Annotated in this window: 5 protein-coding genes; 3 read left to right on the top strand and 2 right to left on the bottom strand. The window is 71.1% G+C overall.

From position 1 onward, the window contains the following. Positions 1-46 precede the first annotated feature (46 nt). Complete coding sequence (locus E4T13_RS09410) at positions 47-1414, top strand: aspartate aminotransferase family protein (protein WP_137178018.1); 1368 nt, start codon at positions 47-49, stop codon at positions 1412-1414. Between the two features lies 1 nt (position 1415). Here the strand turns inward: E4T13_RS09410 and E4T13_RS09405 are convergent, their stop codons facing one another. Then, positions 1416-2219, bottom strand: a complete 804-nt coding sequence (locus E4T13_RS09405; protein WP_137178017.1) for an IclR family transcriptional regulator — start codon at positions 2217-2219, stop codon at positions 1416-1418. 242 nt (positions 2220-2461) lie between these two features. Between E4T13_RS09405 and E4T13_RS09400 the strand changes: the two genes are divergently transcribed. Then, entirely contained in the window at positions 2462-10738 is an 8277-nt protein-coding gene (locus E4T13_RS09400) for a calcium-binding protein (RefSeq protein WP_137178016.1), read from the top strand. Between the two features lie 134 nt (positions 10739-10872). Continuing rightward, positions 10873-11814, top strand: coding sequence for an alpha/beta fold hydrolase (locus E4T13_RS09395; RefSeq protein WP_137178015.1), 942 nt, complete (start codon positions 10873-10875; stop codon positions 11812-11814). Here E4T13_RS09395 and E4T13_RS09390 read toward each other — a convergent pair whose 3' ends face one another. Then, positions 11815-13191: an L-serine ammonia-lyase gene (locus tag E4T13_RS09390; RefSeq protein ID WP_137178014.1), complete on the bottom strand. Its 1377-nt coding sequence runs from the start codon at positions 13189-13191 to the stop codon at positions 11815-11817. Between the last annotated feature and the right edge of the window lie 29 nt (positions 13192-13220).

Genomic DNA, 13220 nt, shown 5'->3' with positions numbered 1-13220 from the left:
CCATGAAACCGTGTTTCCCATACCAACGTCAACAGGCAGGACGGGCATGACCAGCCTCGACCCCCGACGCCGCTCCGCCGTGCTGCACCGCGACCTCCGGCGCACGCCGCCGGTTGCCGTGGCGGGCGAAGGCGCGTGCATCCTGGACTCCGAAGGCCGCCGCTACCTCGACGCCAGCGGCGGCGCGGCGGTGTCCTGCCTCGGCCACAACCATCCGCGCATCGTCGCCGCCGTGCGCGCGCAGCTCGACCGCCTCGAATACATCCACACCTCCTTCTTCACGAACGAGCCGAGCGAGGCGCTCGCGCAGGCGCTCATCGACCGCGCGCCGCCCGGCTTCGGCCAGGGGCGCGTCGCCTTCCTCGGCAGCGGCTCGGAAGCGGTCGAGGCGGCGCTGAAGCTCGCCCGGCAATATTTCGTCGAGCGCGGCGAGCCGCGGCGCGGCCGCTTCATCTCGCGCCGCGGCAGCTACCATGGCAATACGCTCGGCGCGCTCGCGGTCGGCGGCCATGAAGGGCGGCGGGCGCTGTACGCGCCGATCCTGATCGACACGACGCAGATCGCGCCCTGCTATGCCTATCGCGGCCAGCGCGACGACGAGACGCCGGAGGCGTATGGCCGGCGCGTCGCGGATGAGCTGGAAGCGGAGATCCACCGCCTGGGGCCGGAGACCGTCGCCGCCTTCGTGGTGGAGCCGATCGGCGGCGCCACGCTCGGCACCGTGCTGCCAGTGCCCGGCTACCTGGCGCGCATCCGCAGGATCTGCGACCGCCACGGCGTGCTGCTCATCGCCGACGAGGTGATGTGCGGCATGGGCCGCTGCGGCGACTGGTTCGTTTCCACGCAGGAAGGGATCGCGCCTGACATCATCACCATCGCCAAGGGGCTTGGCGCCGGCTACCAGCCGATCGCCGCGATGCTGGCGAGCGAGCGCGTGGTGCGCGCCATCGAGACGGGATCGGGCGTGCTGGCGCATGGCCACACCTACATGAGCCACGCGGTCGCCTGCGCCGCCTCGCTGGAAGTGATCCGCACCATCGAGGCGGAGCATCTGCTGGACGCCGTGCGCGAACGCGGCGCGCTGCTCGCGCGCCGCCTGCAGGACGTCTTCGGCCAGCACCCGCATGTCGGCGAGATCCGCGGCCGCGGCCTGTTCCAGACGCTGGAGCTGGTGGCGGACCGGGAGACGAAGCGGCCCTTCGATGCCTCGCTGCGGCTCGCTGCGCGCATCAAGGCGACGGCGCAGGAGATGGGGCTGATCTGCTACCCCTCGTCAGGCACCGCGGATGGCGTGAATGGCGACCATGTGCTGCTCGCGCCGCCCTTCATCGTGACGGAGGCGCAGATCGAGGAGATCGTCGCCATCCTCGGCCAGGCGATCGGGCAGTGCCTGAAGCAGGCCGAGGCGGCCTGACTCAGCCGATCCGGTCGGAGATGCGCCCGGCGGTGCGCCGCACCGCATCCAGGTAGCGGGTCTCCAGCGCGTCGAGGTCGAAGGCGGAATCGGGGCCGGAGATGTCGATCGCCGCCACCACCTGGCCGCGCCGGTCGCGCACCGGCGCGCAGACCGAGCTGCCGCCCGCTTCCATCACGCCGCGGCTGATCGCGAAGCCGTCCTGGCCGGCCCGCCGCACCGCCTGCGCCAGCGCCTCCACCGAGCGCGGCGTCTTGTCGGTCAGGGGCGCGAGATCCACGCCGCGATGCAGGGCCGTCAGTTCCTCCGCCGGCAGGTCCGACAGCAGCAGCCAGCCCATCGGGGAAGCATGCGCAGGCACGCGCGCGCCGACATTCATGTTGCTGAGAAAGCCGGAGCGCGTCTGCACGCAGCTGAGATAGAGCACGTCCCGCCCGTCGCGGATCGCCAGATGCGCGGAAACCTGGGTTTCGTCGCGCAGCGCCTCCAGCTCGGGCCGTGCCGTCTCGATGATGTCCTTGGAGGCGAGGAAGGAGAAGCCGATGTTCAGCACGCGCGGCCCCAGCGTGAACAGCCGCTGGCTGCTCTCCTCCAGGAAGCCCATGTGGCGCAGCGTGTAGACAAGGCGGAAGACCGCGGATCGGGTGAGGCCGAGTTCGGATGCGATCTCGGTGATGGTCAGCGGACGCTGGTTCGTGGCGAAGACTTCCAGCACGCGGAGGCCGCGCTGCAGGCCGGGCACGAAATAGGCGTCGTGGTTCTTGTGCTGGACCTGGTGATCCTCTGGCGCGCCGCGGCTGCTCATGCCGTCCCAGGCATACAGGCCGGCGAGGTGAGCGTCGAGAATGGGCGCGTGACGCGAAACGCGCACCGAGCGCCCGGAACCCAGGGCAGGGCCGAGCGCAGCCGCCGGACCGCGAAGAACCGCATCTGATCAAGAACCACTCGCTCGTCGGACGTCTTGATTCTTGAGCGATCTTGTATCAATATCGCTGCCCAAACAGTGCGGCTTTGGCTGCGGCATTTCATCACATTGTTGGTTCTCGGATGACAATACTGTCCTTCAGCGCGGCCAGCTTCTCCACCTGGGCGTTGGGTGCGCCGACCGATCTCAATTTCCGGTGGGACGCCTTTCGTATCGCGCTGGACCAGGATGTCAGCGTCCCCGTGCTCGGCGTGCCCGGTGCCATGGTCACGCTGGACGGGAACATCAGTGGTCACGCCGGGCTCTTCGCGGAGCTGCAGCTCGGGCTGGGCGCCGCCTCCGTCGACTATGGGGTGGCGGTGGATGCGCCGTCCGACTCGCTGTTCCTGAACGCGCCCGTCGCCTTCGACACCTCGGGCTTCAGCGTGCTTGGCGGCGCGATGCAGACCGAAGGGCCGGACCCGGCGGGCGGCTTCTTCCGCCTGGGGCTGGACTGGGAACTCGCCGCCGCGCTGACCGGCGTGCGCCTCGACATCCCGCTCGAATGGGCGGGCGTGAACGATCCCTCCGCCGCGATCGAGGGCGTCGGCTTCTCCACCGGGCCGCGGACGCAGGACCTGTTCCGCATCGATGGCGGCGACCTCGATCCGCTCTACGTCTCGCTGATCCCAGGCCTGCTCGGCGGCACGCTGCAATTGCCGTCGCGCGTGGACACCGGGACCTCGGCGCTGGTCGCGGATGACGACCTGCCCGACCTCGTCTCGGAGGGCGCCTCGGCGGTGCCCTTCGCCGACATCCAGCTCGACCTGGATGGCGCGATCAGCCAGTTGCTCGCCTCGCTCGGCCTGCCGATCCAGCTCGAGGGCGACCTCACCATCGACACCGGCATCTTCCGCCTGGAGCTCGGCTACACGATCCTGAGCGCGGCCGCGGTGCTGGCGCTGAAATTCGGCCAGCGCTTCACCTTCGACGCCAGCCATGTGGACGTCCGGCTTGAGACCGAATTCGGCGACGTCGTCACCGGTCGTCTCGGCGAGGATTTCGACATCCCGACGCCCGATGGCGGCTGGGGCACGATGGCGGTGGAGGCGACCTACAGTCTCGTCGGCAGCTTCCGCAACCAGTCGGGGCTCGTCGCCTCCGCGCGCATCGACCATGACTGGTTCGCCGGCAATGCCGAGCTCACCGTCTTCGGCCAGACCGCGGAAGGCGACCCGCAGAACAATGGCGGCGGCTTCGACTTCGGCCCGCTCTTCCGCGGCAGCTTCCCCTCGGCGGAAGGCTGGGACTTCGCGAAGTTCTACCTCTACGACGACGCCTTCGCGGTGGATGCTGCCTTCGCCCCGCTGAGCGAGACCTACGTCGTCAACTGGGAGAATTTCTGGGAAGGCACGCCGGACGCCGACATCCGCACCCTCACGCCGCACCAGGTGGAGATGGATGCGCTGGGCGGCGACGACGCGATCACGGGCAATGCGCTCGACAATGCCGTGACGCTCGGCGGCGGCGAGGACAGCGCTACGGGCGCGGAGGGCGATGATTCGCTCTCGGGCGGCGAAGGCGCGGACACGCTGGAAGGCGGCCCAGGCGACGACACGCTCGATGGCGGCCCTGGCAGCGATCGCGCGCTGTTCCAGGGCGGCGGCGATGTCGTCGTCACGCTGGACGCGCTTGGCGATGGCGGGGCGACGGACGGGCTGGGCGGGATCGATGCATTGCTCGGCATCGAGGAGATCGAGACCGGCGCGGGCAACGACATCATCCTGCTCGCCGGCACCGGGACGAACCGCGTCGTCTCCGGCGGCGGCGGGGATCTCGTCGCGACCGGCCCCGGCCACGACGAGGTGCGCGCCGGCGGCGGCAACGACACCGTGACGCTGGACGAGGGCAATGACTGGGCGATCGGCGAAGCCGGCGCCGACAGCCTGGACGGCGCGGCCGGCAACGACACGCTGAACGGCGGCGAGGAGGCCGACACAATCGCCGGCGGCGAGGGCGACGACAGGCTGCTCGGCGAGGACGGCGACGATGTGCTGCTGGGCGCCGAGGGCGCCGACACGCTGGCGGGCGGTGCGGGTGCCGATCTGCTGGAGGGCGAGGCTGGGGCCGACACGATCGATGGCGGCGACGGCGCCGACACGCTGGCGGGCGGCGGCGATGCGGACCTGCTTTCCTTCCTGTCGCTGTCCACCGGCGTGACGCTGAACCTGAGCGCCGAGACCATCGAGGGTGCGGGCGGCGTGGCGGTGGCCACGGGCACGGCGCGCGATGCCGCCGGCGCGGTGGATGTCGTCTCCGGCTTCGAGAGCGTGCAGGGCAGCGACCACGACGACCTGCTGGTCGGCGGCACCACGGAGGCGCTGGAGGGCGGCCTCGGCGCCGACACGCTGGTGGGCGGCAGCGGCGCGCATGAGTTGCGCGGCGGCGCCGGCAACGACACCTTCGTGGTGCGTCGCGCCGACCAGGTGGTGATCGAGACCGGCCTGCCGGGCGACCACGACCATGTCATCAGCCATGTGGACTTCTCGCTGCTCGCGACGCCGACGGTCGAGGACCTGACGCTGGTCGGCGCGGCCCGTCTCGGCACCGGCAATGCCCTGGCCAACCGGCTCACCGGCACCGACGCGGCCGACACGCTGGAGGGCGCGAACGGCGCCGACACCTTCGTCGGCGGCGCGGGCGACGACGTGTTCCTGGCCGATGGCGGCGACGACATCTTCGTGGAATCGCAGGGCAGCGGGCGCGACACGCTCCGCCTCGTCGCCGGCAGCGCGGCGCCGACCACCTTCGACGGCGCGCTGAACGGCGCGGCGGAGATCGAGGATTTCGTTCTCGTCGTCACCGGCGCGCGCAACGTGCTCGGCAATGCGCGGGACAACCTGATCACCGACAACGCGTCGAACAACCGTCTGGAGGGGCGCGAGGGCAACGACACGCTCGCCACCACGGCGGGGCTCGACACGGTGCATGGCGGCCCGGGCAGCGACCGCCTGGTGGTAGACTACGGCAACGCCACGGGCAGCGTCTTCCTCGGCACCGGCAATGGCGACTTCGGCGTAGATGCCGTGAACGGCGGCTATGCTGGCCGCGTCTTCCAGGATTTCGGGCGCTACACGAGCTTCACGGGCGTCGAGGCCTTCTCGCTCGCGACCGGCAGCGGCGCGGACAACATCCGTACCGGGGACGGCGCGGACAGCATCAGCAGCGGCAACGGCAACGACACGATCAATGTCGGCACCGGCGCCGACACGGTGGATGCCGGCGCAGGCAGCGACTACCTGGCCGCCACCGTCGAGGGCGGCGATGCGGCGCGCGTGCTCGACCTGGCGAGCGACGAGTGGCAGGACCTCGGCTCGCTGCAGATGCGCGACGCGGAGGGCGTGAATCTCCGCTGGCTCAACGACGGCGCGCGCGACATCACCACCTCGGCCAGCGTCGTGTTCAACGATGTCATCACCACCTTCGGCGGCGACGATACCTTCCGCGGCGGCGTCGGCCTGGACAGCTGGGCGGCGGGCGCGGGCGACGACCTGCTGGTGCTGGATTATGGCAGCGCGACGGGCGCTGTGTTCCTCGGCACCGGCAATGGCGACTTCGCGGCGGACACGGTCAGCGGCGGCTATGCCGGGCGTGTCTTCCAGGATTTCGGCCGCTACACCTTCTTCAGCGGCGTGGAGCGGTTCCACCTCGCCACCGGCAGCGGCGCGGACAACATCCGCACCGGGGACGGCGCGGACAGCATCAGCAGCGGCAACGGCAACGACACGATCAATCCGCTGACCGGCGCGGATACCGTCGATGCGGGTGCAGGCAGCGACTACCTGGCCGCCACCGTCGAGGGCGGCGACGCGGCGCGCGCGCTCGACCTGGCGAGCGACGAGTGGCAGGACCTCGGCTCGCTGCAGCTGCGCGACGTGGAGGGGGTGACCCTGCGCTGGCTCGGCGACGGCGCGCGCGACATCACCACCTCGGCCAGCGTCGTGTTCAACGACATCATCACGACCTTCGGCGGCGACGACACCTTCCGCGGCGGTGTCGGCCTGGACAGCTGGGCGGCGGGCGCGGGCGACGACCTGCTGGTGCTGGATTATGGCAGCGCCGCGGGCAGCGTCTTCCTCGGCACCGGCAATGGCGACTTCGCGGCGGACACGGTCAGCGGCGGCTCTGCCGGCCGCGTGTTCCAGGATTTCGGGCGCTACACCTCCTTCAGCGGCGTGGACCGCTTCCAGCTCACCACCGGCAGCGGCGCGGACAACATCCGCACCGGCGATGGTGACGACAGCATCGCGACCGGCAACGGCAATGACACGATCAGTCCGCTGACCGGCGCAGATACCGTCGATGCGGGTGCAGGCAGCGACTACCTGGCCGCCACCGTCGAGGGTGGCGACGCGGCGCGCGCGCTCGATCTGGTGAGCGACGAGTGGCAGGACCTCGGCTCGCTGCAACTGCGCGACGTGGAAGGCGTGACCCTGCGCTGGCTCGGCGACGGTACGCGCGAGATCGCCACCTCGGCCAGCGTCGTGTTCAACGACATCATCACCACCTTCGGCGGCGACGATACCTTCCGCGGCGGTCTCGGCGAGGACAGCTGGGCGGCCGGCGCGGGCGACGACCTGCTGGTGCTGGACTACGGCAGCGCGACGAGCCCCGTCTTCCTTGGCACCGGCAACGGCGACTTCGGCGTAGATGCCACGAATGGCGGCTATGCCGGGCGTGTCTTCCAGGATTTCGGCCGCTACACCTGGTTCAGCGGCGTGGAGCGGTTCCACCTGATCACCGGCAGCGGCGCGGACAATATCCGCACCGGCGATGGCGCGGACAGCATCGGCACCGGCAGCGGCAACGACACGATCAACAGCGGAATCGGCGCCGACACCGTGGATGCCGGCGGCGGCAGTGACTACCTGCGCGCCACGGTAGAGGGCGGCGAGGCTGGGCGCAGCCTCGTTCTCGACAGCGACGAGTGGCAGGACCTCGGCTCGCTGCAGATGCGCGACGCGGAGGGCGTGAATCTCCGCTGGCTCGGCGACGGCGCGCGCGCCATCACCACCTCGGCCAGCGTCGTGTTCAACGACGTCATCACCACCTTCGGCGGCGACGATACCTTCCGCGGCGGTCTCGGCGAGGACAGCTGGGCGGCGGGCGAGGGCGAGGACCTGCTGGTGCTGGACTACGGCAGCGCCGCGGGCAGCGTCTTCCTTGGCACCGGCAACGGCGACTTCGGCGTGGATGCCACGAATGGCGGCTATGCCGGGCGCGTCTTTCAGGATTTCGGCCGCTACACCTGGTTCAGCGGCGTGGAGCGGTTCCACCTGATCACCGGCAGCGGCGCGGACAATATCCGCACCGGCGATGGCGCGGACAGCATCGGCGGCGGCAACGGCAACGACACGATCAATCCGCTGACCGGCGCGGATACCGTCGATGCGGGTGCAGGCAGCGACTACCTGGCCGCCACCGTCGAGGGCGGCGAGGCGGGGCGCGTGCTCGACCTGGCGAGCGACGAATGGCAGGACCTCGGCTCGCTGCAGCTGCGCGACGTGGAAGGCGTGACCCTGCGCTGGCTCAACGACGGCGCGCGCGACATCACGACCTCGGCCAGCGTCGTGTTCAACGACGTCATCACGACCTTCGGCGGCGACGACACCTTCCGCGGCGGCGTCGGCCTGGACAGCTGGGCGGCGGGCGAGGGCGAGGACCTGCTGGTGCTGGACTATGGCAGCGCCGCGGGCAGCGTCTTCCTTGGCACCGGCAATGGTGACTTCGGCGCGGATGCCACGAATGGCGGCTATGCCGGGCGTGTCTTCCAGGATTTCGGCCGCTACACCTTCTTCAGCGGCGTGGAGCGGTTCCACCTCGCCACCGGCAGCGGCGCGGACAACATCCGCACCGGGGACGGCGCGGACAGCATCAGCAGCGGCAACGGCAACGACACGATCAATCCGCTGACCGGCGCGGATACCGTCGATGCGGGTGCAGGCAGCGACTACCTGGCCGCCACCGTCGAGGGCGGCGACGCGGCGCGCGCGCTCGACCTGGCGAGCGACGAATGGCAGGACCTCGGCTCGCTGCAGCTGCGCGACGTGGAGGGGGTGAACCTGCGCTGGCTCGGCGACGGCGCGCGCGACATCACCACCTCGGCCAGCGTCGTGTTCAACGATGTCATCACGACGTTCGGCGGCAACGACACCTTCCGCGGCGGTGTCGGCCTGGACAGCTGGGCGGCGGGCGCGGGCGACGACCTGCTGGTGCTGGATTATGGCAGTGCGACGGGCGCTGTGTTTCTCGGCACCGGCAATGGCGACTTCGCGGCGGACACGGTCAGCGGCGGCTATGCCGGCCGCGTCTTCCAGGATTTCGGGCGCTACACCTTCTTCAGCGGCGTGGAGCGGTTCCAGCTCGCCACCGGCAGCGGCGCGGACAACATCCGCACCGGCAGCGGCGCCGACAGCATCAGCACCGGCGCGGGCAACGACACGGTGAATGCCGGGGCGGGGGACGACCTCGTGGACCTCGGCAGCGGCGGCGGCAGCGCCCAGGGTGGCGACGGGCTCGACACGCTGGTCGTCTCGCTCTCCGCCGAGACGGTGGCGCTGGTGCTCGATGCCGCGAACGGGCAGATCCGGCGCGGCGCCGCTGTCCATATCGCCTTCTCGGGATTCGAACGCCTCGACGTCGGCGGTGGGCTCGGCGGCGATCTCCTGGCCGGCGGGATCGACAACGACCGGCTCGATGGCGGCGGCGAGGCCGACACGCTGACCGGTGACGCCGGATCCGACACGCTGCTGGGCGGCACGGGCGATGACCGCCTCGCGGGTGGCAACGGCAGCGACCGGCTTGACGGCGGCGAGGGATTTGACACCGCGGTGTTCGGCGGCACGCAGGCCGACTACGCGATCTCCCTGCTTGCCGGCGGCGGCCTGGCGGTGACGGACCTCCGCGCAGGCTCGCCGGAGGGCGCGGACACGCTGCTCGGCATCGAGTTGCTCGTCTTCGCGGACACGCTGATCGGGACCAATTGGCCCACCGCCGGCGACGATGCGCTGGAAGGCACGGCAACGGCCGACACGATCGATGCGCTCGCCGGCGACGACGCGGTGCTTGGCCTGGCCGGCAATGATCGCCTGCTTGGCGGCGCGGGCGACGACACGCTCTCCGGCGGTGCCGACAACGACACGCTCGCCGGCGGCATCGGCAATGACAGTCTTGATGGCGGCGCGGGCGCGGACAGCCTGGTGGGCGGCGCCGGCAACGACGCCTATGGCGTGGAGGACCCGGCAGACCGCATCGCCGAGACACGCACCGGCGGCGCCGACACCGTGCATTCCTCCATCAGCTGGACGCTCGGCGCGCATCTCGAGGACCTGGTGCTGACCGGCGACGCCGCGATCGACGGCACCGGCAACAACCTCAACAACGTCGTCACCGGCAATGGCGCGGCGAACACGCTGCTCGGTGGCGGGCGCGCGGACACGCTGATCGGCGGCGGCGGCAACGACCTCTATCTGATCGACGCCACCGACCTGCTGATCGAGCAGGCGGGCGGCGGCAACGACACGGTGATCGCCAACGCCACCTTCGCCCTGCCCGACCACATCGAGGTGTTGCGCTTCAACGGCACCGCGAATGTGCGGGGCGACGGCAATGCGGAGCACAACTTCATCCTCGGCAATGTCGGCAACAATCGCCTGCTGGGCTACGATGGCAACGACACGCTGAATGGCGGCGTCGGCAACGACACGCTGCAGGGCGGCGAAGGCGCCGACAGCCTGGTGGGCGGTGAGGGCGTCGACCGTCTCGACGGCGGGAATGGCGACGACACCTACCTGATCGGCGACCTCGACCTGATCATCGAACTGGTCGGCTCCGGCATCGACACGGTGCTGAGCGCCATCAGCTACACCTTGCCCGGCGCCGTGGAGAACCTGACGCTGCTCGGCAGCGGCGACCTCTCGGGCACGGGCAATGCGCTGGACAACGTGCTGACCGGCAATGGCGGCGCGAACCATCTGCGCGGCCTGGGCGGGCATGATCGGCTGTCCGGCGGCCAGGCGGGCGACACGCTGGAAGGCGGGTCCGGCGCGGATACGCTCACCGGCAGCGGTGGGCTGGATCAATTCCTCTGGCTGAGCCCGCTGGAGGGCGGGGACAGGGTCGTGGATTTCCGCCCGGCGGAGGACAAGCTGGCCTTCCTCGCGAGCGGCTTCGGTGGCCTGGCGTCGGTCACGCTCTCCCAGAATGCGCCGGCCGGCGCGGTCGCCCAGTTCATCTACACCAAGGCGACCGGCGTGCTGGAATGGGATGCCGACGGCACGGGAGGGATCGCCGCGGTGGCGATCGCCACGCTCGACAGCAGGCCGACGCTTGCGGACACCGATCTGGTGATCGTGGCGTAGTCCCCCGCATCGCGTATCGCGGCGGCCGCCGGCCGAAGCCCGCCGCGCGGACCGGTTCGCCGGGTGACAGACGATGCCGCCGCTCGCATATGCCCTGCGCGGCCCGCGAGGCACGCGGCGCCGGAAGGGCATGAATGAGACGCTGGGTGACGATCTTCGCCGTGATGCTGGGCCTCATCCTGCTGGCGGGCGGGATCTGGCTCCATAACCCCGACCTGCCGCGCGACGCCGTGGAACGGCGCTATGCGCCGCCGCCCTCGCAATTCCTGGAGGTCGCGGGCGTTCGGCTGCACATCCGCGACACCGGGCCGCGCGACGGCCCCGCGGTGCTGCTGATCCACGGCTTCGGCTCCTCCCTGCACACCTGGGAGGCGTGGACGGCGCTGCTGCAGGACCGCTTCCGGATCGTCTCGCTCGACCTGCCGGGCTTCGGCCTGACCGGCCCCGACCCGACCGGCGACTACACCGACGAGCGGAGCATCGCCGTGCTCGCCGCGCTGATGGACCGCCTCGGCATCGCGCGGGCGGCGGTGGTCGGCTCCTCCATGGGTGGGCGGATCGCCTGGCGCTTCGCCGCCGCGCAGCCTTCGCGCGTCTCGAAGCTTGTCCTCATGGCGCCGGACGGCTTCGCGAGCCCCGGCCGCGGCTATGGCGACGCCCCGGAGAGCGTGCCGTGGCTGATGCGGCTGCTGCCCTACACCGCGCCCAAGCCGCTGCTGCGCAGCACGATGCGCAACGCCTATGCCGTGCCCGGCGCGCTGACCGACGAGACGGTGGACCGCTACCACGCCATGCTGCTCGCGCCCGGCGTGCGTCGCGCCATCCTCGACCGCGTGCTGCAGACGCGGCTGGTGCCGCCCGAGCCGATCCTGGCGACGATCCGCGTGCCGGTGCTGCTGCTGTGGGGCGAGCAGGACGGTGCGGTGCCCGTCTCCCACGCCGCCGACTACGAAGCCGCGCTGCCCGACGTGCGTACCGTGATCCTGCCCGGCATCGGCCATGTGCCGATGGAGGAGGCGCCGGAAGCCTCCGCCCGCGCGCTGCGCGCCTTCCTGGCGGACGCGCCCGCGGGCTGATCAGCACTCGATGACGTTCACCGCCAGGCCGCCGAGCGACGTCTCCTTGTATTTGTGGGACATGTCGAGGCCGGTCTGGCGCATCGTCGCCACCGCCTGATCCAGGCTCACCACATGCGATCCATCGCCATGCAGCGCCAGCCGCGCGGCGTTGATCGCCTTCACCGAGGCGATGGCGTTGCGCTCGATGCAGGGGATCTGCACCAGGCCTGCGACGGGATCGCAGGTGAGCCCGAGATTGTGCTCCAGCCCGATCTCCGCCGCGTTCTCCACCTGCGCGTTGCTGCCGCCGAGCGCCGCCGCCAGCCCCGCCGCCGCCATGGCGCAGGCCGATCCGACCTCCCCCTGGCAGCCCACCTCCGCGCCGGAGATCGAGGCGTTGCGCTTGATGATCGCGCCGATCGCGGCCGCGGCGAGCAGGAAGACGCGCACCCCCGCCGCATCCGCGCCCGGAACGAAGCGCTCGTAGTAGCGCAGCACCGCCGGCACGATGCCCGCCGCGCCATTGGTCGGCGCCGTCACCACGCGCCCGCCGGCGGCGTTCTCCTCGTTCACCGACAGCGCCCAGAGGTTCACCCAGTCCATCGCATGCAGCGGATCGGCCTCGTTGCGGCCGGACCTCGCTTCCAGCCGGCGCCAGAGATCCGGCGCGCGCCGGCGCACGCGCAGCGACCCCGGCAGCACGCCGCTGCCGCGCAGGCCGCGCTCGATGCAGGCCTGCATGGCGTCGCGGATGCGGTCGATGCCGGCTTCGATCTCCGCGGGGCTGCGCAGCGCCGCCTCGTTCGCCTGCATCAGCCCCGCGATGGAAAGCCCGGCCTGGTCGGCGCGCGCAAGCAGTTCCGCGGCGTCGGCGAAAGGGTAGGGGACCGGCGCCTGCTGCGCCGCCGCGGCGGCGGCGAGGGGCTGGCCCGCCTCGTCCAGCACGAAGCCGCCGCCGACGGAGTAGTAGGCGCGCGGCTGGCCCGTTCCCGCGGTGATGCGCAGCGCATTCGGATGCAGCGGCAGCGTCTCGCGCGGGCGGAAGACGATGTCGGACTCGGGATCGAAGGGGATGCGGTGGCCGCCCGGCAGTGTCAGCGTGCGCGTCTGCCGCACCGCCTGGACCAGAGACGCCGCCTCGTCGGGATCGAGCGCATCCGGCCGCGCGCCGGCCAGCCCCAGGATCACCGCGCTGTCGGTGGCGTGGCCCTTGCCGGTGAGGGCGAGCGAGCCGAACAGCTCCACCCGGATCGCCGCGACGGGTTCCTGCGGATCGAGCCCCGCGACGAAATGCCCCGCCGCGACCATGGGCCCCACGGTGTGCGAGCTGGACGGCCCGACGCCGATCCGGAACAGGTCGAAAAGCCCGATCCAGGGTTGTTCCGTCGTGCTCATGGCCGCGAGTGTGCCCCAGGGTGGGGGCA

It is taken from the genome of Roseomonas sp. AR75 (genome assembly GCF_005222815.1).
Classification (GTDB): Bacteria; Pseudomonadota; Alphaproteobacteria; order Acetobacterales; family Acetobacteraceae; genus Falsiroseomonas.
Note: the sequence above shows the minus strand (reverse complement) of the source record. Positions and strands in the feature narration are given on the sequence as shown.

What these genes read in the sequence shown, in the direction of transcription:
- E4T13_RS09395 (WP_137178015.1), top strand. Translation starts at nt 10,873, where the DNA reads ATGAGACGCTGGGTGACGATCTTCGCCGTGATGCTGGGCCTCATCCTG.
- E4T13_RS09405 (WP_137178017.1), bottom strand. Translation starts at nt 2,219, where the DNA reads ATGAGCAGCCGCGGCGCGCCAGAGGATCACCAGGTCCAGCACAAGAAC.
- E4T13_RS09410 (WP_137178018.1), top strand. Translation starts at nt 47, where the DNA reads ATGACCAGCCTCGACCCCCGACGCCGCTCCGCCGTGCTGCACCGCGAC.
- E4T13_RS09400 (WP_137178016.1), top strand. Translation starts at nt 2,462, where the DNA reads ATGACAATACTGTCCTTCAGCGCGGCCAGCTTCTCCACCTGGGCGTTG.
- E4T13_RS09390 (WP_137178014.1), bottom strand. Translation starts at nt 13,191, where the DNA reads ATGAGCACGACGGAACAACCCTGGATCGGGCTTTTCGACCTGTTCCGG.